Origin of the sequence: Siminovitchia sp. FSL H7-0308 (assembly GCF_037980985.1) — a bacterium.
Lineage (GTDB): Bacteria > Bacillota > Bacilli > Bacillales > Bacillaceae_C > Siminovitchia > Siminovitchia thermophila.
Window position 1 is genome coordinate 197,530 of sequence record NZ_CP150282.1, and the last position, 24,750, is coordinate 222,279.

General features: G+C 42.3%; 20 protein-coding genes and 1 riboswitch. Of the genes, 9 read left to right on the forward strand and 11 right to left on the reverse strand.

Annotation, left to right across the window (positions count from 1 at the left end; translation table 11 throughout):
• Positions 1–26: 26 nt before the first annotated feature.
• Positions 27–1,403, reverse strand: a complete 1,377-nt coding sequence (locus tag MHB50_RS00955; protein WP_077112951.1) for a HAMP domain-containing sensor histidine kinase — start codon at positions 1,401–1,403, stop codon at positions 27–29.
• Positions 1,400–2,074 carry a response regulator transcription factor gene (locus MHB50_RS00960; RefSeq protein WP_077112950.1) on the reverse strand — a complete coding sequence of 225 codons (675 nt, stop codon included), beginning with the start codon at positions 2,072–2,074 and terminating at the stop codon, positions 1,400–1,402. The genes MHB50_RS00955 and MHB50_RS00960 overlap by 4 nt, the downstream gene beginning before the upstream one ends.
• 311 nt (positions 2,075–2,385) lie before the next feature.
• Here MHB50_RS00960 and MHB50_RS00965 point away from each other — a divergent pair, with 311 nt between their 5' ends.
• From MHB50_RS00965 to MHB50_RS00985, 5 genes are all read left to right on the forward strand, one after another.
• On the forward strand, positions 2,386–3,612 hold the full coding sequence (locus MHB50_RS00965) for a biotin/lipoyl-binding protein (protein WP_077112949.1): 1,227 nt from the start codon (positions 2,386–2,388) through the stop codon (positions 3,610–3,612).
• Entirely contained in the window at positions 3,596–4,276 is a 681-nt protein-coding gene (locus tag MHB50_RS00970) for an ABC transporter ATP-binding protein (protein ID WP_339161225.1), read from the forward strand. Before MHB50_RS00965 ends, MHB50_RS00970 begins: the two co-directional genes overlap by 17 nt.
• Positions 4,273–5,487 (forward strand): ABC transporter permease, encoded by a 1,215-nt coding sequence (locus MHB50_RS00975; RefSeq protein WP_077112948.1) that lies wholly within the window; start codon positions 4,273–4,275, stop codon positions 5,485–5,487. Before MHB50_RS00970 ends, MHB50_RS00975 begins: the two co-directional genes overlap by 4 nt.
• A 510-nt stretch (positions 5,488–5,997) precedes the next feature.
• The gene (locus MHB50_RS00980; RefSeq protein WP_339161227.1) at positions 5,998–7,299 is read left to right on the forward strand and encodes a hypothetical protein; all 1,302 of its coding nucleotides are present in this window, start codon (positions 5,998–6,000) and stop codon (positions 7,297–7,299) included.
• Between the two features lie 148 nt (positions 7,300–7,447).
• The gene (locus tag MHB50_RS00985; protein WP_339161230.1) at positions 7,448–7,912 is read left to right on the forward strand and encodes a DUF2628 domain-containing protein; all 465 of its coding nucleotides are present in this window, start codon (positions 7,448–7,450) and stop codon (positions 7,910–7,912) included.
• Between the two features lie 354 nt (positions 7,913–8,266).
• On the opposite strand, the gene MHB50_RS00990 is transcribed toward MHB50_RS00985, so the two are convergent.
• Genes MHB50_RS00990 through MHB50_RS01000 form a run of 3 tightly spaced genes read right to left on the reverse strand, consistent with a single transcriptional unit; the run spans position 8,267 to position 11,862 of the window.
• Positions 8,267–8,695 (reverse strand): (2Fe-2S)-binding protein, encoded by a 429-nt coding sequence (locus MHB50_RS00990; RefSeq protein ID WP_077112954.1) that lies wholly within the window; start codon positions 8,693–8,695, stop codon positions 8,267–8,269.
• Positions 8,696–8,721: 26 nt separating this feature from the next.
• On the reverse strand, positions 8,722–9,540 hold the full coding sequence (locus MHB50_RS00995; RefSeq protein WP_339161233.1) for an FAD binding domain-containing protein: 819 nt from the start codon (positions 9,538–9,540) through the stop codon (positions 8,722–8,724).
• A gap of 3 nt (positions 9,541–9,543) precedes the next feature.
• A complete protein-coding gene (locus MHB50_RS01000; RefSeq protein ID WP_339161236.1) occupies positions 9,544–11,862 on the reverse strand; it encodes a xanthine dehydrogenase family protein molybdopterin-binding subunit in 2,319 nt (772 codons plus the stop codon).
• 423 nt (positions 11,863–12,285) lie between these two features.
• On the opposite strand from MHB50_RS01000, the gene MHB50_RS01005 reads away from it, so the two are divergent.
• Both MHB50_RS01005 and cyoE read left to right on the forward strand, forming a co-directional pair.
• The gene (locus MHB50_RS01005; RefSeq protein WP_340085269.1) at positions 12,286–13,917 is read left to right on the forward strand and encodes a methyl-accepting chemotaxis protein; all 1,632 of its coding nucleotides are present in this window, start codon (positions 12,286–12,288) and stop codon (positions 13,915–13,917) included.
• A 187-nt stretch (positions 13,918–14,104) separates the two neighbouring features.
• Positions 14,105–15,016, forward strand: coding sequence for a heme o synthase (gene cyoE, locus MHB50_RS01010; RefSeq protein WP_339161239.1), 912 nt, complete (start codon positions 14,105–14,107; stop codon positions 15,014–15,016).
• Positions 15,017–15,716: 700 nt separating this feature from the next.
• Here cyoE and MHB50_RS01015 read toward each other — a convergent pair.
• From MHB50_RS01015 to MHB50_RS01025, 3 genes are read right to left on the reverse strand one after another with little or no spacing between them, the layout of a single operon-like run.
• On the reverse strand, positions 15,717–16,907 hold the full coding sequence (locus MHB50_RS01015) for a CoA transferase (protein WP_339161240.1): 1,191 nt from the start codon (positions 16,905–16,907) through the stop codon (positions 15,717–15,719).
• A 7-nt stretch (positions 16,908–16,914) separates the two neighbouring features.
• Positions 16,915–17,706, reverse strand: coding sequence for an enoyl-CoA hydratase/isomerase family protein (locus tag MHB50_RS01020; RefSeq protein ID WP_339161243.1), 792 nt, complete (start codon positions 17,704–17,706; stop codon positions 16,915–16,917).
• 32 nt (positions 17,707–17,738) lie between these two features.
• Positions 17,739–18,551, reverse strand: a complete 813-nt coding sequence (locus MHB50_RS01025) for a MetQ/NlpA family ABC transporter substrate-binding protein (RefSeq protein WP_077112938.1) — start codon at positions 18,549–18,551, stop codon at positions 17,739–17,741.
• A 104-nt stretch (positions 18,552–18,655) separates the two neighbouring features.
• Positions 18,656–18,766, reverse strand: a riboswitch (SAM riboswitch).
• Between the two features lie 152 nt (positions 18,767–18,918).
• Here MHB50_RS01025 and MHB50_RS01030 point away from each other — a divergent pair.
• Positions 18,919–20,058 carry a M20 peptidase aminoacylase family protein gene (locus MHB50_RS01030; RefSeq protein ID WP_077112937.1) on the forward strand — a complete coding sequence of 380 codons (1,140 nt, stop codon included), beginning with the start codon at positions 18,919–18,921 and terminating at the stop codon, positions 20,056–20,058.
• Entirely contained in the window at positions 20,055–20,885 is an 831-nt protein-coding gene (locus tag MHB50_RS01035) for a GNAT family N-acetyltransferase (protein WP_236017112.1), read from the forward strand. Before MHB50_RS01030 ends, MHB50_RS01035 begins: the two co-directional genes overlap by 4 nt.
• Positions 20,886–21,021: 136 nt before the next feature.
• Here the strand turns inward: MHB50_RS01035 and menC are convergent, their stop codons facing one another.
• The 3 genes from menC to MHB50_RS01050 form a co-directional block, all read right to left on the reverse strand.
• Entirely contained in the window at positions 21,022–22,164 is a 1,143-nt protein-coding gene (menC, locus tag MHB50_RS01040; protein ID WP_339161248.1) for an o-succinylbenzoate synthase, read from the reverse strand.
• Positions 22,165–22,243: 79 nt separating this feature from the next.
• Entirely contained in the window at positions 22,244–23,308 is a 1,065-nt protein-coding gene (locus MHB50_RS01045; protein WP_339161250.1) for a C45 family peptidase, read from the reverse strand.
• Between the two features lie 701 nt (positions 23,309–24,009).
• Entirely contained in the window at positions 24,010–24,744 is a 735-nt protein-coding gene (locus tag MHB50_RS01050; protein ID WP_340084705.1) for an acetoacetate decarboxylase family protein, read from the reverse strand.
• Positions 24,745–24,750: the final 6 nt, after the last annotated feature.

A 24,750-nucleotide genomic window follows, 5' to 3' on the forward strand; every position in this document is an offset into this window, starting at 1 on the left:
AACATAAACGGAACATGAACGGATCATTACAATTTCGGTAATGAGATGATAAAAGTCATGCCTTGCTGTCCGTTTCTCTTTGCTGTAATATTGCCGCCATGCAGTTCGACGACCTGCCGGACGATGGCCAAACCAAGCCCGCTTCCTCCAATTTCTTTTGTCCTTGAATCATCCACCCGATAAAAACGTTCAAAAATGCGCCCTATTTTTTCTTCTGGAATACCGATCCCTGTATCACAAAACGTTGCTATAACGGTATTGTCCTGTTCCGTCAAAGTAATTTCGATGGAGCCGCCTGTCTCGGTATACTTAATGGCATTGGAAAGGAGATTGGCCCACACTTTTTCCAAAAAAGCCGGATCTCCTTGCAATTCAATCTCATCCAGCTCCAACGATAATGACATTTCTTTCTCTTCGAGTGCCCACCTGTAACGGCGAATCGTTTCTTTTAATTGCTCGTCCAGCCTGAATGTTTTGAGTTGAAGAGGTGATAAAAGCTGGTCAAGTGAGGTCAAGAGCATAAGCTGTTTCGTCAGTGCGGAAAGCCGTTCTGTTTCAGCTTGAATGACCTTGGCGTAATTTTTTCGTTCAACTGCTGGCGGGTCATTTTCGATCAGGTTGGCATATCCTTTTATATTTAACAGCGGTGTTTGAAAATCATGAGATACATTATTGATAAATTCCTTTCGGATCCGGTCATTTTCCCCAAGCCGCTCCGTCATTAATTGAAAGCTTTGTGCAAGCTGGCCAATTTCATCTTTCCGATCAATTTGCAGCGGGTCGGTGAATTTCTCTTCGCCAACCCTTTTCGTTGCTTCAGTCAACTTTACAATCGGTTCAATCAGTTTTTTCGCCATAAACAGCATGGCCAGCAAACTGAGTATCGCCATCGTTACGATCATTCCCGCAAGCAGGAAGTGAACTTCTGTAAACAGGAACTTAATGTCCGGTCGCAGAAATAGTGCGTAATTCATCCCGTTATAGGTGAAGGAGGTCCCAACCGTATTGGCCGACTCGTCGGCAAAAAAGCCGGTCATAAACGTTTCTGTTGGAAAATGTTTCATTCCATGATAGTCTTCGCCTTTCAGAACACGGTCAATGTTTTGCGGGGACAGATTATCGACACGAAAAGGAGTGCCATACGTTTCTTTTTCCCGTTTTTCATTGATAGCGATCAATTTATAACCGGCATCCGCTTGTGTTTGAAGAAATTGTTTCAAGTCATTCTCCTTCGTGCTTTCAACATAAGAAACGAATGATTTCACAATCTCCATATTTTTTTCATCATTGGCCGCTTTTAATGTTTGGTGGTAAAAAGTGTTGACTGCCAGAAAAGCAACCAAGGCACTTGTGAGCATGATAACGAGTGTAAAAATGAGAAATTTGCTATATAGTGACTTCATTTATCCAGGACCTCTAGTTTATATCCGACACCCCGGACTGTTGAAATGACAACATTCTTTGCCAACTTTTCCAGTTTATCGCGAAGTCTTTTAATATGGACATTCAATGTTTGTTCATCACCTTCATAATCAAACCCCCATACCCTCTCGAGCAGCATTTCCCGTGTAAGCACCTGGTTGGGACGGGAGGCAAGTATGGAAAGAAGTTCAAACTCTTTTAAAGGAAAGAGATAAATCTTTTTTCCAGCGGATACTTCATAACTTTTCCTGTTGATTGTCAGAGGACCGGCTTCAATCAGCATATCGATCGCTTTTTCGTACCGCCGTAAAATCGCATTCACACGAAAAAGCAGTTCTTTCGGCTCAAAGGGTTTTACGACATAATCATCCGAGCCGGCGAGAAATCCTTTTTCTTTATCTTCCAACTCGCCTTTGGCAGTCAGCAACAATACGGGGATATCGGCTCTGGCTCTTAATGTTTTCGTCAATTCATAGCCATCCATTCCGGGCATCATCACATCGACAATCGCCAAGTCGGGTATGTCGTTTTCAATCAGTTCAAGTGCTTGATAACCGTTTGCCGCTTTTTCAACCGCATAGCCCGCTTGGGACAAGTGAATATTCACAAGCTCCAAAATATATGGATCATCATCTACAACAAGGATTTTCATATTTCGCCAGCTCCTTCCCCTTTTTTCTGAAAATGATATTTATGCTTGTTTCATTATAAAAGATTGGCGGCGGGGAAGCGAGTGTATGGAAGATCATTCTAATTCAGGCCCATATAGGAAAAAGAATTTTTTGTATTTTGTAGTATTTTTGCTTCCGGAATCGTCTAATTAGGAGGAAAGGAGGAAAGTTTTATAAAAAAAGTTGAAACCTTTTCTGTTATCGTACGTAGAAGGAGCGACAATCTTTTTTTCTTTCAAAGGTAATAGAATAAACAGAAGAAAGCATGATTAGTAAAATCGGGGGGAATATCGTGAAGAAAAAAGTATGGATCTGGATTTTGTCTATTGTCGTAGGACTGGGGATCATAGCGGCCATTGTCTTTTTTTTCATTCAAAACAGAATCGCAAGTGTCTCGGAAGAAATGTCGGAGGAAACATTCACCGTTCAGAAGGCAGCGGAACGGGAATTGTCTGAAACGATACTTGTTACGGGAAAAATCGTTCCTGAAAGTGAACAGAAAGTCTTTATTGAGCCGGATAAAGGGAGCATCATAGAATATTCCGTAGCGGAAAACCAAAAAGTGAAAGCGGGAGATCCTCTATTTAAATATGATGCTTCCAAACTGCAAAGCGAGTTAAATAAAGCTGTTAGGGAAAGAGATTTAATTCAAAAAAGAGCGAAAGCAGAAGAAAAGCAAATAGCGGACATGAATAAGCGAATAAAGAATGCAAAGGCGAATTCCGGGTCTGCGTCTGCATCAAGTGAACAGGAAGCAGAAGTTCCTATAGAAAGCGTCGATGACCTGACGAAAGAAAAAACGGAAATAGAAATCCAACATGAAACCACAAAGGCAGAAATTGTTGCTGCCCAAGAACAAATTAATGATTTGGACAAGCAAATCAAAGAGATGACTGTCGTCAGCAAAATAGACGGAATGGTCGTTAAGGTAGACAAAAATGCTGTAAGTACAGAAAACGCATCACCTGAGCCTGTCGTACATATCATTTCGAACCAACCGTTTAAGGTCATTGGAACGATGAGTGAATTTGATGCGGTTAAAATTAAAGAAAAACAATCCGTTATTATCCGTCCAAAAGTTTATAAAGATAGGGAATGGAAAGGGGAAATAGAATCTGTCTCACAATTTCCAAATGAGGAAGGAAGCGGCGGCGGTGAGGACTTCTCCGGCGGTGGAGGTAGCGGCGGCAGTGTAACGATGTATCCGTTCAAGGTAAAGATAACGGACGATACATCTGAATTAAGGCAAGGATTTCACGTCTCTCTGGAGATTAATGTTGCCGCTGAAGGAAAGTCTCTTGCTATTCCACATGCCGCGTTGCACGAAGAAGACGGCGCGGATGTCGTATATGTATTAAAAGACGACAAACTTGAAAGGCGCGAGGTTCAAAAGGGCGCGATGAATGATGAGTTTGTTGAAATAAAAGAAGGCGTCAAAAAGGATGAACTAGTCGTCATTGAGCCAACGGAAGGATTGCATGATGGAATGGAAGTGACCTCTTTTGATGAAGTTGAGTAATATTACAAAAGTGTATGGAAACGGGTCACTGAAAGTTCCTGTATTGCATGATATTAATATAACCATTGAAGATGGCGAATTTATTTCGATCATGGGCCCGTCGGGTTCGGGAAAATCCACATTAATGAATATTATTGGATTTTTGGATTATCCGACAACAGGCACGTTTGAATTAAATGGTGAAAAAATCAGTTCCGCCAGTGAAAAAAAACTGGCGGAATTAAGAAACAAGCATATTGGATTCGTGTTTCAGCAGTTTTTTTTACTGCCGAGATTAAATGCTTTGAAAAATGTCGAGACGCCGTTAATCTATGCGGGTGTTTCAAAAAGAGAAAGATCGGACAGGGCGATGCAAATGTTGACGAAAGTCGGGCTGAAAGACCGGGTAAAGCATTTGCCGAGCGAACTTTCGGGAGGTCAAAAGCAGCGTGTCGCCATTGCCCGTGCTTTGGTGAATAATCCTTCGATCATATTGGCAGACGAGCCGACGGGAGCGCTTGATTCCACAACGAGCAAACAAATTATGGAACTGCTCGTCCAACTGAATAATGAAGGAAAAACAGTCATTATTGTTACCCACGAAGATGAAATTGCAGAATATACGAACCGAAGGATTATGTTAAAAGACGGCAGGATTACAGATGACCGGAGGAGAACGCCATGAGTATATGGGAAAGCTTTAAAATTGCGTTATCCTCGATTTGGAACCATAAGATACGCTCACTGTTAACGATGCTCGGCATTATTATCGGGGTGGCGGCCGTTATCATCATCGTGGCCATTGGACAAGGTGCCAAGACAGAAATGACAGACGAGTTATTCAGCATGGATAAAAATATTGTGGAACTGTATTATGAGGAGGATATGTCAGAAGATGGAATGGCCATGATGACGGGGGAACAGCCGGAATTATCTACGGCCGATATAGAAACTCTTGCCGAAGTTCCGGGGGTAGAAGCCGTTTTGGCAACAAACATGGCTTCGGGAAGCCTGTTGGTGGATGATGAGCAGGTTGACCTGGAGATTACGGGTGTTGGAAGCGAGTTTTTTTCGGCAAGAGATATTCAAGTTGTTGAAGGGCGGCCCCTGAACCAACTGGATAATGACGGGATGAACCGGGTACTCATGATTGATACCGTAGCCAAGAAAAAGCTTTTTAAAGACAGCGATGAAGTCGTCGGAGAAGTGGTTGATGTAAACGATAATCCATATAAAATTGTCGGTGTTTATGAGTCCCCGGTTCCGGAGCAATTCCGATTTTCAGAAAATGGGGAAGCGTTAATGCCGAGGTCGGTTGTTTCCATGATGTTTGGAACGATGGAAATAGAAAGTCTGGCGGTTATAGCCAATAATCCCGAGAGAATATCGGAAATAGGGCAGGAAGCGGCAGACACACTGACAGAAGCGAAAGGATTGGAAGAAGACCAAGGCCGGTACGCTATCTTCGATTTCTCCGAATATGAAAAAGAGTTTAATACGGTTATTACAGTAATGACATTGTTTATCGGCAGTATCGCGGCCATATCCTTGCTCGTTGGCGGGATTGGTGTCATGAATATTATGCTCGTATCCGTGACGGAACGAACGAGGGAAATTGGTTTGAGAAAGGCGCTTGGAGCCACACGCGGGAAAATACTTCTACAGTTTTTAATTGAGTCGATTACGCTAACCTCGTTGGGCGGTTTGTTGGGAATTAGTTTGGCTTTCTTTGTCTCAATGCTGATTTCCATTTTTGCGCCGATAAACGCCATTGTGAGTCCGCTCGTCGTCCTAATCGGAGTTGGATTTTCTGCATTCATCGGGGTTATCTTTGGAATTCTTCCAGCTAATAAAGCTTCCAAATTGAGCCCGATCGACGCATTGCGTTATGAGTAACAACTAAATATACGAATATGAGTAGCACAGACCAAGACCAAGGTTTGTGCTACTTTTTGTTAAAGCAGAAGTGAAAAAAGGCAAAACAGCTCATGAACAGTTTATATCTCTATTTAAAAGAGACGGCCTCTAACGTCTCAGATGCGGAACTGGCAATACCTGCTCTTGGAAAATGTTTAAATTGGCTAACCATACAAGAAGCTTTTCGGGAAGAACTATTGTACTTAATCCTAAATTGTCATAAAAATACAAAAATATCAAACGTGGGAAAATATAGAAAATTAAAGCGATTTATGTTATTATATATGCTGTTAGATGTAAGCGTGTTATCGGTAAATTTTATAAAAAGGGGAGGCATTTTATAGAGCAGCATAATCTTAAGTACCATAATAAATATTAGTTGTTAAGCTTTGAAACCAAATAGGCGCAAAATAATATCTATAGTGATAACGCTGGTGAAGAGTGAGATATTAAACTTCGCAAGCAAGTTAAAAAGAGGAGAAATGAAAATTGAAAAAAATAAATTTTTGTTTTTTTACTGTGCCTTGTTTTTTAAAAGTAATATTGCTCTTTCCCAATTTAATCATTGCTGAAAATAAAGACCAAGAGAGGGATATCCTTTTCTTAGGAAAATATTCTAAAGACGAAATACACCAAATCACGGAAACTAGAAATTCAATAAAAAAAGTAGAAGGTGCGGATATAATTCCTAGTTTTAGTGATGATATTAGTTCAGAAAATATAAACAAATATGATTCTATAGCTGTTTCATATGAAGTAGTTAAAAACAACAAATCACTATCAAAAAAGTTAAAAGAGAATCTGGAGAATGGAAAGAAAGTATATTTATATGGGGATCTTACTTTTGAGGATTATAGTAAAGTTTTAGAAGTTGATATATCGTTAGACACAAAGACTAGAAATAATGAAGTGAAGAAATTGGTATTTGGAAATAATAATAACAATGGCAACGATAGTAAAACTTTGGAAATAGAGGCTATTGATAAGTTGCAAATAATTGGGTATTCCCTAAACAAAGAAGATAATATTAAAGTTCTTGGTTTAAATATAAGTCACCATGATGAGAATGGAAAAACAGAAATTATACCGGACTCACTTTACTTAAAAGGAATATTAAGATATGAACAAAAAGATATAGAAAATGACTCAGTTACACTAAATAATGTTCCTGGTGAGCCAGTTTTACGAAATGATGTGTTACTTGTTGGAGAAGCATTTTATATAACAGATATAGTAGGAGAAATTCAGTCGAATTGGTATTTGTATAAATTACTTGACGAACAAGACCCTGATTGGGATTATTTTTTACTTGATAATGCTGTAAAACCAAAAATCATGAAACATAATGGGAGTTTTTTTGGATCCACATGGAGAGCAACCTTTATGCGTATAAATCATATCTTACCATCTCACCTAAAAAGTAGATTGATAGAATCTACTCCAAAAGATACTGAAGGAGATGATTATGGAAATTACTCTCTATCAATTTCTTTTCCCTGGCAGATTTCATTTACAATACCTTACAGAAGTAAGCCCACTATACAATTAGATGAAGATTTGAAACTGAATCAATCTGATTGGTATGTTGAAGCACAAATGTTTGGTAAATACAGAGGGCTTGAATCGAGTAGAGAGCAGTATAGATTTATTACTGCATGGACAGCTGGAACTGACCATCCTGTAGGTAATAATATAACAGAAATGATAGTTAGAAACTATGTTGAATTTACATCAGGAATAGATGCTTCAACAGATACGGGAAATCAGTTTTTAGTTAGGTATAGGCACTAAAATTAGAATTAACTAAATTTTAAATATATATTTTTTTCTGCGCTTGAACCTTTTTCAAGTTCGTTGTTGGCTTGTTGAAGGTTTTTTCTTTTTTGCGAACTGGAGATGAAGAAGCATTTATGGTAAAAAGCAAAGGAGGACAAACCAATTGAAAACTGCTTTAGAAGCTTTTGTAGAAAGAAACATAGAGTACTATGAAGAAAAATGGAAAAATGAATACAGTTGGAATTGGGCAGCTTTCTTTTTAACATTTTTATGGTTAGGTTATAGAAAAATGTATGGGGTTATCTTTGGTTTCGTGGGGTTAAACTTATTGATTGATTTTATATTATACTTTGTTACACACGAGATTTATTCGACTACTAGTAGTACCATAATGAGCATTATATTTTTCATAATTCCCTCAACTGTTTTAGGCTATACAGGTAACTATTTTTATAAAAGACAAGCTGAAAAAAATATAATCTATCTAAATAAGTTGAATTATGATACAAGTGAAAGCATGAGCGAACTAAGAAAAAAGGGAGGGGTGAGTTCAATTGGATTAATGTTAGCCATTAAAATAATGATGATGTATTATTTTCTCTCACAGATTATGTATGTGATACTATGAGATTTGAGCGCTTATCATAGTAATGCAATGGTAGAAAATAAATGATTGTAATCTAAAGGAAGTCGATGTTCCCTAAGGTTTTTGGTTAGTAATGAATGTAGTATCCTGTCTCATTATCCCGAATGGGGAAAATAAGTTACTGACCATTCATGTAAAGCTGGATGGCAAAAACCTATAACCTCGCATATATTTCAAGAGGCGGGGCGACGTAGAGGATGCACAAAGTGCAAGCGAAGTGTCAGACAAGGAAAGCACGGACTACATCGCCTACGCCCAAAGATAAAGCGCAAGCTTTTTCAGGGACGTTTGCTGGCTGGCTTGTAAACAGAGTTGCGGATTCGTTGTTGCATTCCGTCATTTGATCGTTGATATGACGGCTTTTTCGATTTCCTGGTAACTTGTACATCGGCATATATTGGATGACAGCCAGTTTTTCATCACATCTTTTGACGGGTTGCCATTATGTTGAAGGAGCGAATGGCAATTGAGGATGAAGCCCGGTGTACAGTAGCCGCATTGGAATGCGAAATGCTCGACAAAAGCCCGCTGTATGGGGGCATCCCGCAAACCTTCGATTGTTGTGATGGTATGGCCGGAAGCTTCGACAGCAAGCATAATACATGATTTAAAAGGCAGAGTGTCAACGAGTACAGTACAGGCCCCGCAATCACCATTCAGGCATCCTGGTTTCGCGCCCGTCAAGCCAAGCTTTTGGCGAAGAACGTATAAGAGCGTTTCCCCTGCGAGTACCTCAACTTCAACGATTTCCCCGTTTATGTCCATCTCGACTGTAAATCTTTGTTTTTCCACTAAGCTCCCTCCATTTCCATGATAAAATCCATCAACATGTTTCGCAAAACGAACAGGCGATATTCTCTTGATCCTTCAATGTCATCAAGGATAGGATCAGGTACTTGTTGCAAGGTGTGTTCAACTCTGCTTGCAAACGATAAACCCGTCCTGTTGATGGCTGTTTCCATTGCGGATGAGCGAAAAGGAAAGGGGCAAAGCCCGCTGAATGCCAGTCTGAGTTGTCCATCCGCTTTGACAGCCGCTCCGGTAATGAGGGGATAGCCGGTATCCCATTGCTTTCGTATTTTTCGCGAAATGTAGGGAAGCTGTAGAAAGTCTGTATCTGTTAGAATTTGGACGAGAAGCCGCCCTTCTTCCAGAATTAGTTCTGTGATCGGCACTTCTTTTACCCCTTGCATATCTGCGACTAGAACATGGCTGTTCGCCAGCAGAAAAGGCAAAATCGCTTCCCGGTAAAATATTTTTCCGCATATATTTCCTCCAATCGTAATCTTGTTTCGGGCGGTACGGTCGGCCACTTCACTGGAAACATCCGCTAATAATGGAAAGATATTTCGATTTTCAAGAGCGGTCAAAGGAACGGACGCGCCAATCGTTAAAAATGGAGATGATGTTTGTAAAACCATACATTCCGGAATTCCTTTTATATCAATAATGGAACCTGGCGTATCTATGTTCAATCGGCCAAGTGTTAAAATTTCGGTTCCTCCGGACCAATACATCGGCTGTTTATCGTCCTGTTTTAGTGTTTGGAACAAATTCACGGCTTCCTGTAATGTTGTTGGCTTGTAATACTTTACATAGGCTGGCAGCACTGCTTACATCCTCCTTTCTTTTGTTCTCCATAACAATTCAGGGGTGAGAGGCAAATGGTGAAGATCCACTTGCAACGCCGTGGACAAAGCGTTTGCCAACGCGGCCGGCATGCCGATGAGGCCATGCTCGCCAACTCCCCGCGCCCCATACGGCGCATCTATTTGAAGGGATTCTACAAAGTCGACGATATACTCGGGCTGTTCCCCGTACCGAATCGGCTGGTATGTTCGCAATTGCGGGTTAAGTACTCGCGCGTGTTGATCAAAAATAAAGGTTTCCCGGCCTGCAAAGGACAGGCCCATGCTCATGGCTCCCGTTACTTGCCCTTCTGCGGACTTTTGATTTAATACTTTGCCAATGTCGATGACGGATATCGCTTTTACTAAACGGTATTCGTATGTTCTTGTATCGACTTCAACTTCGACACCTTGGGCTCCGACAGTCCACTCAGGCCCGTGTTTGCCTGCGCCGGTTTCTTTATTGAGCTTCGTCATGTGTCTTAAGGTGTATGTTCCGTTTCCGATAATCTGTCCGCCAATTGATATGCCGCTGGGAAACGTATAGCCGTAGGCTATCTCTTTTACCGCAATATGAATCGTTGGGTCATCTCGTAAAAATATTTTTTCATAACCGACTTCCAAATCTTCAATCGGGGCAAGCAAAATGCAGGAAGCTCTCTCCTTTAATTGAAAAATAACATCATCCGCCGCATTCAAAAGGGCTCTTCCAGCCATGAAAGTTCCCCGGCTGGCAACGGTTTTCCAATGTTCCGGTGTATGTTGCGTATGAACGGTCATTTGAACGTGGATGTTCTCAACCGGCATTTTTAATTTTTCCGCTAACATCTGTGCCAAGATCGTTTTAGTTCCCGTGCCGATTTCAACAACGCCGGAAATGATATTGATGCTTCCATCCGGATTGAACGTTAAAATGACTCCTGAACTAGAATTTGTGTCGATCGTGGAGTTTTTCCAAAGGCAGCTGATCCCTTTGGCTCTTACTTTGTTCTTGCCAACGGCGGTGATCCGTCCTTCATCCCAACGGATCAGTTTCTTCAATCTGGATAGGCACTGTCGTACATTTCCGACATTGCTCGTATTCAGTTTTACTTGGGAAGGTGACGTATCGCCGGGCCTGATCGCATTTTTATATCTGAACTCGAGGGGATCCATGTTCAATTTATTGGCGAGCATATCCATCGTCCGCTCAAAGGCAAAGTGGACTTCCGAGTGGCTGAATCCTCTAAACGGACCGGGATACGGATGGTTCGTGTACATGCTAAGTGAGTCGCAATAAATATGTTCAATCCGGTAAGGCCCCGTACAATCGACGGCACCCGCCCGAGCCAAGTCAGTCGATTTATCGGAATAGGCTCCGCTGTCCCATAAATACAGCAATTCCGCCGCCTTTAATATTCCATTTTTCGTGCATCCAAGTTTTATCGTCGCGTCCAGCCCGATATGCCCCGGAGCCGTGACCATATCTTCTTCCCTGTTGTTGGCGATTTTCACTAATCTGCCGTTTACCGCTTTGGAGGCGATATACGCCAGAATCTCTAGTTGTATGGACGCTTTTCCGCCATATCCTCCTCCGACCAAGGGTGTTTTGACAATGATGTTGCCTGAGGGAATTTGAAAATACGCGGCAATCAGTTTTTTGATCATAAAGGGGGCCTGCGATGACGAAGTAATTTCAATGATCCCATTATCATGAATTTGAGCGAGGGAACAACGTGTTTCCATTGCGGCATGGTCTGAGGGATGGAACGAATAGGAGGCAAGTACAGTGACATCGCTCTCTTCCCAGCCCTTTTGCATATTTCCTTTGCGAATTTTTATTTTTGATGCGATGTTTGTTCCGGGTACGGGATACACGCCCTCTATTTTGTGATAACTGCCAAGCTGTTCATGAAGGAGCGGGGCGGCTCGGTGCAGTGCTTCGCGCGGGGAGTTTACAACTGGAAGGGGATCATATGCAACTTGGACTTGATTGGCCGCAAGCTGAGCGGTTGCCATGCTATCCGCGACAACAATCGCAACAACTTCTCCGTAATAACGCACCCGGTCGACAGCGACTGGCGGACGATCCCGAATCTCTTCACCGGTGAGCGGTAAGTTATCGCCTGTAATAATCGCTCGGACCCCTTTTATTTTGAGGGCATCGGATATGGTAATCTGGACGATTTTTGCATGAGCGTAGGGGCTTGTAACCAGTTTTCCGTGCAACATGCCCACTGTTTCATCATCATTTGTATATTTCGCTTTCCCGGTCACTTTTTCCCAAGATTCTTTACGATACACACTTTTCCCAATAACATTCATCGTTCAGTCACTCCATCCGTTTTCGGTTATAGTAACATCTTATGATGATGGTAACCGGTAACATTCATCAACCTTAAGGGAATTAACCAAGACTTGATGATCCGTTGAAATGGATGGGGCGTAAAGGAAATAAGGGATTACCATATTTTTGTTAAATGGCGAAAGTCGGCTAGTCGTATTTTCGGTTCTTTCGTTATGAAGCTGGTGTATAGGTTGTACCGGTCAGATTGCTTTGTTAATTTTTTGTAAATATCCTTTGTTTTTATGTTAAGTTCCTGTAAATGCGCTTAAATTGTAACGATTTATGTCGATTTAATGTATAACAAATTGGAATTCCGGAGTTGATGATCTATTTGAGTTGACGAACGTGCAATGCCATTGTTCAAAATTTTATCGGATAAAAAAGTGGGCGGTGTATGAGTGATGAATTGGTTTTTCAATTTAAAAGTGGGAGTGAAGTTGACCTCGGCTTTTCTCATTATCGCACTCCTTCAAGCCGGTACAGGTATGATCGCACTATCGCAAATGAGCAAAATCAATCAAGAGGCAGAAACGATGTATCGTGAAAGCCTTATCCCCACTCAAGAACTGGGGGAAGCCCGGAACCTTGTTCAGCAATTAAGATTGGCGAGCCGGGACTTATATTTATACCCGGAAGAAGCGGACAAGAAAGTGGAAGAAATAAAAAAAATGAAAGAACAAGTTGCGGCACACATTGAGGCATACAGTTCAAGTCAATTAACAAAAGAGCAACAAGTGAAGTTGGCGCAATTCAATAATAAATGGGAATCCCATAATATTTCTTATGATCAAGCCGTTCAGTTAATACTTGAAGGCAAACAGGCCGATTACTTGTTAACCATTAATGCGGGTTTGCTCAAATTTCAAAATGAGATGTTTGATGGGTTGAATGAGTTGATGAAATCAGAGATAGCATTGGCTGAAAAAGATCAAAAAGATGCCGAATCGGCTTATGAAACGACTCTGGTCATAATGAATGGCATTATTTTTTTCATTTTTATACTCAGTATGGTGTCTGGTATGTTCATTGCCAGAATGATTTCCCGTCCGCTGCGGCAAGTAGCTCGTTTAGTTGAAAATGTGGCTGATGGCGATTTATCGGAGACAACCAAAATACAGACAAAAGATGAAGTGGGAGTTCTTGCCCAATCGATCAACAAAATGATCTTAAACTTGAGAGCCACAATCCAACATATTTTAAGTGCGGCGGAAAATTTATCCGTTTCTTCCGGGCAGGTTTCCGCAAGCACTGACGAGGCTGCAAGAGCCAGTACGAACCAGGCAAATGTTGCACAAACGATGAACGAGTTGTTGAAAGAATTATCGGACGCTATCAGCTCGGTTGCACAAAACACGGAAGAAGCTGTAAAATTGGCCCATGAGACAATAGAGATTGCTGAAGATGGAGAAAAAGTCGTTCAATCTTCTGTAGAAGGGTCCGAAAAGGTTAGTGCGCAAATATCCAGCTTGGAAGATGGATCAACAAAAATCGGAGAAATCATCAAAGTGATGGATGAAATTGCTGAACAAACGAACCTCCTTGCTCTGAATGCGGCCATTGAAGCAGCCCGGGCAGGTGAACAGGGACGGGGATTTGCAATCGTTGCAGAAGAAGTTCGTAAATTGGCAGAAAGAAGTGTTGAAGCGACAGATGAAATCTCAAGGATCGTAAAAACGATGCAAGAAGCGATTATCCGCAGTGTAAAGTCTGTTGAAGAAGGAGTCATCAAAACGAAACAATCAGGTGAGGGTTTTGAAAAAATCATTACCATGATTCATCACACGAGAGATAAAGTAACAGAAATTGCGAGTGCAAGCGAAGAGCAAGCCGCACAATCTTCAGAAGTCCTTTCTTATATAGAAACCATTTCGGCCACAACCGAAGAAACGGCTGCCAGCAGTGAAGAAACGGCATCAACGGCAAATAACTTGACCAATTTGGCGACGAAATTAAATGCTTCAGTCGCAGCGTTTACTTTACACAAAAAAGACCGTATTTCTTCTTCAATTGAAAACCCCAAAGCGGCTCCATAATGATTTTCAACAGCGGCATAACGGTCTGATCCCGAAGCAACAGCGGGTTCAGGCTTTTTTTCTGAATAAAGGGCTGTAGTTATTAACAATTAGTGAAAATTCCCCGATATGTAGGTTTTAGACGAAAATCATATTATAATGGAGGGAGAATATTACGATCTGATCATTGTTAAGGGGACGATAGAAAATGAGTCAACAGAAGACAGGTGCAGAGCATGCATCTTTTGGAAATCAGCTTCAAATCACTTCTTTTTTAGCTGATGTAATTGCTCTTTTTAAAGGGGTTGTGTTAATAGCCAATGTACTGCCTGTCTTTACGGGTTTTTGGCTCGCCGCCCACTTTACAAATACAGTCATTGATCCCAATTTATTTTTCTTGATAATCATTGGAAGCACACTAGTCATGGCCGGGGCGCTCGTCCTTAATAACTGGTATGAGGCCGATATAGACAGAGTCATGGCCAGAACCCAAGTGCGACCGACAGTGACAGGCAATATTTCATTAAAAATGGCGTTGGGGTTGGGTATCGCATTAAGCGTCCTGGGATTTCTTCTTTTGTTTTTTACAACGATGGAGGCTGTCCTTTACGCTTTTATCGGGTGGTTTACGTATGTCGTCATGTACACGATGTGGACAAAGCGAAAATATACATTTAACACGGTGATCGGAAGCATCTCAGGAGCAGTCACACCGTTGATTGGATGGGGAGCAATTGATTCTGCCATGCATATTATCCCAATCGTTTTATTTATGATTCTGTTTATTTGGCAAATGCCTCATACATTCGCGATCGCGATGAAGAGGTATGACGAATACAAAGCGGCAGGCGTTGCCATGCTCCCGGTGATCCGGGGCTTTGAAATGACAAAGCGACAAATTTTTGTGTATGTAGCCTGCTTGTTGCCTCTGCCGTTTTTTCTGGTGTCGCTCGGGACCACCTTTATTGTGATTGCGACTTTACTAAACCTCGTCTGGCTGGTACTTGCGATCCGGGGCTTTTTTGTAAAAGATGATGTGAAATGGGCTCGTGCCAACTTTGTTGTTTCTGTTAATTATATTGCGATTTTGTTTATCACGATGGTGATTGTGACGATCTAATGTTTGGAAAGCAGTTAAAGGCTGCGACATAAGCAAATACGAAGTAGCAAAAACCGAACATTTTATTTATAATTGTTCGGTTTATTTGTGTAAAAAAAATCCCTATCATCGCTACGTCAACATATTTCGCTTTCCGCAGGTCTCTTCAGCTTCCTCGGAAAGCAAAGATCGCTTTCCTGCGGGATCTTCAGCTCGAGCGATTCCCGCAGGAGTCTACCTATTTTGACTACGCTAAAAGCTTGCATATTATACATCAGGACAATTGATCCCGCATGTAAGGTGCCATATACACCACTTCAAGACATGAGTTGATACCAAAAGGTCTAAGTGTAAGAAAACGGCATCTAAAAGCCCGATTGGTTCAACTAACATTTCTTGGAAAAGGCATACCAAGAAATGAAGTTTCACTTTATCCCGCATGTAAGGTGCCGTAAGCCTCCCACTTCAAAATTTTGAGTGAATACAAAAGGTCCAAGTGTGAGAAAACGGCACCTAAAAGCCCGATTGGTTCAACTAACATTCAGTAGGAGATGGAAGAAAACTCCTACTGAATGAAGTTTCACTTTATGGTTCGTTTTTTACTCGGCTGATTTTGTTGTGGCCCAGACTCTTTTTCGTGATTTCTAGGAAACGTTTAGGCCGGATATTGATGATTAAACTCGTGCTTTGCAAAAGTATGGCATACCCCAAATTTTTTTAACTAATTCAAAACACTTTCTTGCTTTAGTCTCTTATAGTCTCCACTGGAATAACCTGTTTCCAATAAGACCTCCTCATTATGCTGTCCAAGAAGGGGAGCAGGTTTTGTCAGTTCTCCGGGTGTTTCTGAAAATTTGGCAGGAAAGCCCAATGTTTTGACCGCCCCGGCAGCCGGATGTACATATTCCAGTATCATTTCCCGTTCTAGAATATGGGGGTCACTCAAGGTCTGATTGTAAGTATAAATCGGACCGCAAGGAATTCCGTGTTGTTCTAAAAGCTCCAGCCAATACACGGAATCGCGCTTTGATAATGTTTCTTCAATATCTTTTTCAAGTTCTTTGAGATGAAGCGTGCGCAGGCTGTTTGTCAAATAACGCGGATCTTCCATCCAATTTGGCCGATCGACGACATGCAAACAAAATGTTTCCCATAACTTTTGATTGGCGGCCCCGATTAAAATGAAGCCATCCTTTGTTTTAAAGCCTTGATAGGGTGCGGCGGCACGGTGGGCTGTTCCGGTTTTTCCCGCTACTTGTCCGCTGCCAAAATAAGCTGCTGCTTCCCATACCGTCCAGGCAAGCCCCGAGTCAACAAGAGACACATCAATATACTGCCCTTTTCCGGTTTTCAACCGGTAAATGTAGGATGTCAAAATGGATTGAATGGCTGTTTGGGCGGCAGCCAAGTCGTGAATGGCAATTCCGACTTTGACTGGCTTTCCGCCTTGTTCGCCTGTCATTTCCATGAGACCGGACAATCCTTGCGCCATAATATCGAACCCGCCTTTATTTCGATAAGGACCGGTTTGGCCATATCCCGATATGGAGCAATATATGAGCGCGGGATTTAATTCTTTTAAGGTGTCGTAGTCGATCCCGAGCTTCTTCGCTACCCCCGGGCGAAAGTTTTCTACGAAAACATCTGCTTTTTTGACTAATTCATATAAAATGTCTCGGCCTTCTTCCTTTTTGACGTTCAGGCACATGCCGCGTTTATTGCGATTGACCATCATATACATATGGCTTTCATTGTTGTGAAACGGTCCCATGGCCCGCGTATCATCGCCATTTGGATATTTTTCGATTTTAATGACATCTGCTCCCATATCGCCGAGCACCATCGTGCAGTATGGTCCGGCCAATACTTGTGACAGATCAATCACTTTCATGCCTTGTAATGCTTGATTCATGTCGTTTTCACCTGTTTCTAACTCTGTTAAAGTTCGGACGGCGCTTCTCTAAAAACGCCTGAATGCCTTCCTCGTAATCTTCGGAGCTGAACGAATCGAGAATGGATTTTGCCAATTCTTCATCTTCATCGGTGGCTCCGTCTATGATCTTGTGGATCACCTGTTTTATTCCTGAATTGGCCACCAAAGATTTTTCGGAAATGTTACGAGCAAACTGGATGCATTGTTCCTCCAGTTCGTCAGAAGCATACACATAATCGATCAAACCGATGTCGCGCGCTTCTTCCGCCCCGATTAATTTTGCCGTATAAAGCAATTCTTTTGTCTTAGTTACCCCAATTAGATTCATAAGCCGCTTCGTGCTTTTTACATTATAGATAATCCCGATATTGGCGGCTGTAATGCCGAATGTTCCGTCAGCAGATGAAAAGCGGAAATCGCATGAATTGGCCAGTTCCAGTCCACCGCCAATCGCAAGCCTTTGTATAAGGGCGATCGTTGGCCGGGAAAATCGGTACAACTTTTCAATCGCTTCTAGCGCGGCTTTATTATAGGCTTTTGCTTTTTCGGCCTGGTAGCGGACATCAAGAAATTCGGTAATGTCCGCTCCGGCGGAGAAGGCTGTTTTATCAACGCCGCGGACGATTAAAACTCTAATGGCGGGGTCCTTTTCCAGTTCATCCAAAATAGAAGACAGCTTGCGAAACATCTTGAGCGTAATGGCGTTTTTTTTCTCAGGGCGATTCAAAACGAGAATGGCAATATCTTTATTTCTTTCTACGTATAAAGGATTTGTCATTTGAAACCTCCGGTTGATTAATCGTTTCACTCTTACTCCCAGCTTACGATGATAGAGCCGCGGAACTCTTCTTCGATGAATGTTTTCACCTCATCAGATTGGTAAGCTTTCACAAGCTTTTTCACTACAGCGTCATCTTTATTTTCGTCCCTTACAGCAATGACATTTGTATAGGGCGAGTCCGTTGATTCCAGAAGGATGGCGTCTTCTTTTGGGTAAAGGCCGGCGTCGATGGCAAAGTTTGTATTGATCGCTGCCGCGTCGACCTCGCTGAGCTGCTTGGGAATTTGTGCGGCATCAAGCTCGATAAATTCAAGGTTTTTCGGGTTTTCTTTTATGTCTTTCAGTGATGCTGTCTCTTTCGCATCATTAGCCAGTTGAATGTGGCCGGCTTTTTCCAAAATAAACAGCGCCCGGGAACCGTTTGTCGGATCGTTGGGTAGTCCAAACTTGGCTCCCTTTGGAAGGTCATCAATACTTTGATAGTCTTCCGAATAAACCCCCATTGGATTTAAAATCGTTTTGCCTACAGATACCAAATCGGTATCGTGGTCTTTATTAAACTGATCCAAGAAGGGCTGGTGCTGATAGCTGTTCGCATCCAGTTCACCGTCAGCCAATGTTTTGTTTGGCAGGATATAATCAGAAAAAATCTTTAACTCAATGTCCAATCCGTCTTTTTTCGCCACTTCTTTAACCTTTTCCATAATTTGCTCATGGGGGCCGGCTGTAGCGCCCACAATAAGCTTTTCTTCTTCCGTCTTTGTTCCCGTCGCATTGTTTCCACATCCGGAAACAATAACAGCCAATAGTAATCCTAGTAACAATATTCTAATGTTTTTCATTTTCTTCCCCCCAGTTTTTTGGGGAATATCAAGAAACAAAAAAGCCTCTCTTCTTAAAAAAAAGAAAGAGAGGCTTAGTCATATACTCATCATAACTGGTTCCTCTCTTATCTTTCAAAACACATTCATGTTTTGCAGGATTTAGCACCTTTCTATTTTTAATAGATGGTTGCCGAGCTTCATTGGGCCAGTCCCTCAGCTACTCTTGATAAGAGAACGCTATTTCATTTACTTGTATTTCCCTATTATTTAAGAATGTAAAGCATGGGATAGATAATGTCAAGTTCATTTTTGGAAGTGGGCGAATATGGTACATTGTCAAAAGGCAGTGGTATAATGGACACATCAATATGCGGGAGAGAATGTAATGAAGAAATACATTGAGGCTTTAAAACCAACGGTTTACTCGTTGTTTGACCATTTTCACAACCATCCGGAGGTAAGCTGGAAAGAATATAAAACGACTGAATATATCCGGGATTTTTTAGTCAAAGAAGGATTTGCCGTTCAAACATTTGATGATGGCACTTGCACCGGTCTTGTAGCTGAAGTTGGAGCAGGAGAGCGGTGCGTTGCTTTGCGTACGGATATAGATGCTTTATGGCAGGAAGTCAATGGAAAATTTCAAGCAAATCATTCATGTGGTCACGATGCCCATATGACGATGGCAATTGGAACGATGTTGTTGCTCAAAAAAGTGGGATTTCCCGAAAATGCCAAGCTGAAATTTATTTTTCAACCGGCAGAAGAAAAAGGAACAGGCGCTTTAAAAATGTTGGAGAAAAAAGTGCTCGATGATGTAGATTATTTATATGGTGTTCATTTGCGACCTATCCAGGAACTGGAAGATGGTTATGCGGCACCTGCGATCCTTCATGGCGCCGGGATGTTTTTATCAGGTGAGATCAAAGGGGACGATGTTCATGCAGCAAGGCCCCATCTAGGAGCGAATTCCATTGAAATTGGCGCATCCATCGTGCAGCAAATCCAAGGCATTCATCTTGACCCGATGGTTCCCTATTCGGCAAAAATGACCAAATTCCAGGCAGGCGGCGCAGCGAGTAATATTATCCCTGGCAACGCATCCTTCAGTTTGGATGTAAGAGCGCAGACAAATGAAGTACTTGAGCAATTGGCCACAAAAATTGAACATATCGTCGCATCACTTGAAAAGCTTCACAACGTTAACATTCAGTTGGAGACGAAAGCGCATATCGCGGCTGCGAAAGCGAATCATGATGCCATTCGTATGATGAGAAAGGCGATTGTTGCAGCACTCGGAGAGGACAGATTGGAAGAGCCCATTGTTACATCCGGAGGGGAAGATTTTCACTTTTACACATTAAAAAAGCCACAGCTTAAAGGAACCATGCTAGGGCTCGGGTGCGGGCTTGCACCTGGTCTTCATCATCCGGAAATGACGTTTAATCGTGAGGCCATGCTTTCAGGTATAGAAGTTTTAGCTTACGCGATATTGAAGACATTGGAGGGAGGATTCAAGCATTGAGTTCGGAAGTACTCATTAAAACACTACAAAGTGTGGAGGAAATGGCTCTTGTAAAAGAATTGGAAGAATTGGTATGGAAGTGGGATGCCATTCCTGTTCACCAAACGGTTACGGCCATAAGAAATGGGGGCCTCATCGTAGGTGCCTTTCATGACGAGAAACTTGTTGGTTTCAGCTACAGTTTTCCGGGATTCTTGAATGGAAAGGTTTATTTATGCTCTCATGCGCTTGGCATCCATCCTGATTATCGGGTAAAAGGGATCGGCTATCAGTTGAAAGAAAGGCAGAAGTCTGAAGCAAGAAAGTTGGGCTATGACATGCTCACATGGACTTATGATCCGCTTGAAAGCCGAAACGCCTATTTGAATTTGACCAAACTTCGCTCAGTCTGCAATACTTATATCGTCAATTCATATGGCGAGGGGAAAGACGAGCTGAACAATGGCTTGCCGACAGACCGATTCAAAGTAGAGTGGTGGATCAATAGTGATCACGTAGAAAAGCCGTCTTCTTTTAAAGTAGATAAGAGTAACGCTTTTCAGGTGCCGTATCAGGAAGGTGAGGGAGGTTTACCGCGACTGGGAAATTTGGACCTTCCTTTTTCCGCCGAACAAATAGTAGTTCCCGTGCCTGCATTTTTCCAACAAATGAAAAAAGAAGACATGGGGCTCGCCATAGATTGGCGAATGAAGACAAGATCGATCTTCCGACAGCTTTTTAATGCTGGATACACGGCTGTGTCACTCATTCGCCATGAAGATGCGCCAGTTCATCACTACCTGCTTGTGAAAAGGTCTGAGCTGCAATTGGATGAAAAAGCAAATTAGTTAAACCGATTGCGGGGGTGAGAAAGTCCTCGACAGCCTCATTCGGCTTTTGATTGTGCCCAGTTTTCTGGAACGAAGAGGAGCCCTATAAAAAAGCTTGTAGAGAAAGAAGCGATTTTCTCTGCAAGCTCTTTTTTTACGGTATTGGGTGTGCCGTTTCAGCTGTTGAAATCCGTTCTTTATGGATGGTAACCCGATCCAATTTTTCACGGTCGACAGCAAAGCCGATCCCGGGACCAGTTTGCACTTGAATAATCCCGTGGTCCATCGTTACTTCCGGCTGGATGATGTCCTCAGTCCAATAATGGGAAGATGGCGCCGTATCTCCCGGAATCGTAAAGTTCGAGAGGGATGTCAAGGCGATATTGTGTGCCCTGCCAATCCCCGTTTCAAGCATGCCGCCGCACCAGACGGGAACACCGTTGTCTTTGCAAAGGTCATGGAGCCGCACCGACTCGCCAATTCCTCCTACGCGTCCAATTTTAATATTGATAATCCGGCAACTCCCCAACTGTAGTGCTTTTCTCGCATCTTCCAGGCTGTGGATGCTTTCATCGAGGCAGACAGGGGTTTGCAATTGTTCCTGAAGGGTGGCATGGTCGATAATGTCGTCATGGGCAAGCGGCTGCTCGATCATCATGAGATTGTATTGATCAAGTTTCTTCAAATGATTAATGTCATTTAATGTATAAGCAGAGTTGGCATCCGCCATGAGTGGAATATCCGGAAACTCTTTGCGTACGGCATCTATATAATCAAGGTCGGCGCCTGGAGCAATTTTCACTTTTATTTTCCTGAAGCCTTCATCCACATATTCAGCGACTTTTTCAACGAGTTTTACAGGCGAGCTTTGTATGCCGATGCTTTTGCCCACTTCAATCTCTGTTTTTGTGCCGCCGATCAATTCGGATAAAGCGATGTTGTTTTTCTTGGCAAATGCGTCCCAGATCGCGGTCTCAATCGCCGATTTGGCAATTTGATTTCTTCTGACAAAAGTCAGCATATCATGCACTTCAAGCGGATGTTGAATCGTTTTGTGCATCACTTTCGGAATGAGAAAATCTTTTAACATATATGTGGCTGTATACGTTGTTTCCTCATTATAATACGGCTCATCACTCGTAACCGTTTCGCCCCAGCCGGATACACCTGATTCGTCGACCGCTTCTACAAGGCACACATGTTTTTCCAATGCGGTGCCAAAGCTTGTCGTAAAAGGCGCAATCAATTTCATTTTAATCGTATGAAGAACAACCTCTGTCAATATGACGGGTTTCATTGTGACTCCCCCTTTGATTATTCGTAAATAAAGCATACGCTACTATCATCGCATTTTCAATTGACCCCGCAGGGCATTTTTATCTTCTAAACCAATCTGCATGTTCATCCATATGAACAAACGGGATGTCTGTATCCACTTCGCCTGTGATTCGTTCCATGGAAATGTCTTTTCCCGCGAGCCAAGCGCCAAAATCCAAGACAGTGGGAAATTGATCACCGCCAAGCGCAAACCAGACTTTCAATTCATTTGGAAAATAAGCGGCCGTATGAATCGTCCCTGCCCAGCTTGCATATAAATCGGAAAATATGCCTTTATCCGTGTCATTAAGCAGATGAAAGGCTTCTCGCGCTTCGCTCAAATGGGCCTGGTGTTCTTCCAAGATGGCAAGCCTTCTCTTTGAGTCGACGAGATGCCCCCGGTTTTCATGTTGTAATAGTTCAAAATGATTCGTACATATGCGTGATTCCCGAACTTTTACTTCACGTGGTGTCGCTTCTGCGATGAATGTTCGGCCACTGCGATCATGCATAATGTAACTAAAAGAATGCCGGTGGGGAATTTCTTTTAAAAGAGCCACGGCCTCCTCTACATGTGCACACGTTTCCAAAACAGTCCTGTTGATCATGCTGCAAATGAATCCGTCACCAGGTTTCTTCCGATTCATGAAATTATACCCCATAACCAATCCTTTTTCGTTCATCCCATCGGAGCGGCCCGTTATTCTTTGGCTTGGCCCGGCCGTTGCATATCCATGATCGGAAGGATGGAAAAATACAAACCGCCCTTCATATGTTTTCGGGTGGTAATCGTAATTACGTATAAAATAATCATTTCCCGTCAAAATTGAGCAACCGGAGCGGGGAATTTCCAGGCGGTAACCACCAAATTCCGTCAATACTTTTTCAATCGGCCACTGAAGCGCTTCTTGAAAACCAAGAAGCTCCTCCCAAATCGCGGGAGCAAACGAAGCGATCGCCTGTTTTGCTTCCGCGGCATTTATCTGAAATCTGGGTCTGCGGACTTTCCATTGATTCTCCCGATTTATAAGTGTAAGCGAGTCCTTTAAAAGCTGGCCTTGCATTTTGCCAAAATCGTAGTGCGTTCCGCGAAACGGGATGATGTCGCTATAAATAGTTTTCAAGGTATGCAACCTTCCTTTCCATTCTATACGGTTCATTTTATGGAAAGGAGGAAAGGAAAACAAATGGGAAGTCTTTAAGATAAAGTCAATGGTAAGTGAATGATAACAAGCGTTTTTACTTTTTCGATTAAAAAACCTTATCAGCAAAGTATTTTGACAGCGGGGAAGCAATCCTCGTATCTATTCTGGGTTCGCGCTTTGAGAATATTGGGGAAGAGAGAGAAGACGAAGAAACCTCGTTAAAAGTTCGAACGGCTTCACGCTCGCAGGCATGGTTGGTTTTCTGAAACGGCTTTGACCTTGCCTTATTTTTGAAAACTCTTGGCAAGCGGTCCGACAATTGATCACCACTTGAATTGGAACGATTTCCTATTACTTTACTGTTGGAGTGTGGCAATGGCACATATTCCAGAAAGTGGCGGCAATCCTAAATGAACATCGGGCGGATCATCATTTATCTCAATGACAAAAGGAGCCGGGGATAAGAAGTCTTAAATGAACCTATATGAGTTTTCATGATGTAAAGAGGCATGGTGTCCAGGAGCCCAAAGTCAAAGTTATTTCCCCCAGATGAAAAAGAAAAAAGCACACGATGCGATAGGGCACCGAATGCTATTAAAAGGGAGATTAAACATGAAACCGTTTTCTAAACTTTCATGAACCTGTTATCATTCTAAGCTTACTGTTACGAAGGATAATGTTCAAAACAAGGTTCTTTTCAACACTTTTCCCCAACCATTTTCTTCTGTGGCGTAAAAGTCTCCTTTTACAACCCCGCCGCCAAGGATATGAAGCGGTTCTAGTAAATGTAAAGGTTCAGTCACTGTTTGTGTAACACGCAGCTGCACAGGATGGAATGTCTTTTCATGCAATATGAAATCAGGTGATGTATCTCTTTCGATAATCTCTTGCATGTATATCCCGCCATCCGGTTTTGAAATCGTTCTCAGATTCAAATGTGGAGTGGTAATCGGTTCTTCTAAAGCGGGCATGGTCTCGTTCAAATTTACTGTCATTTTAATCAGTTCTTCGCCATTTTTCCTGGCTGCTCCATGAATTTCCCTATTATTCTCTACTATTTGTATATTGGCATATTTTTTCGGATAACCCCATAAATCTCTGCCTGCCGCAATTGCTGCATCATTATTTTCATATTCATATATATAATATCCACCGTATTGATTGCCATATGCTGCTGGAACAACGAAGGCGCAATCCATAAACGATACTTTGTCCGTGTTGCTGAAGTCTGTAATGGAAATAACGATTTTGTTGGTCACATATTCAAAGGGTGTATAAGATAGGATGCGTTTGATTTCGGATTCATTTGCTTCTGCAACCGCAAATACCGATAAATAATTTTTACATGAATAGGGAACAAACGGATCCGGAAATAATGGCGCATGAATCGGGACGTTATTTGTTGCTTTATTCAAGAACAT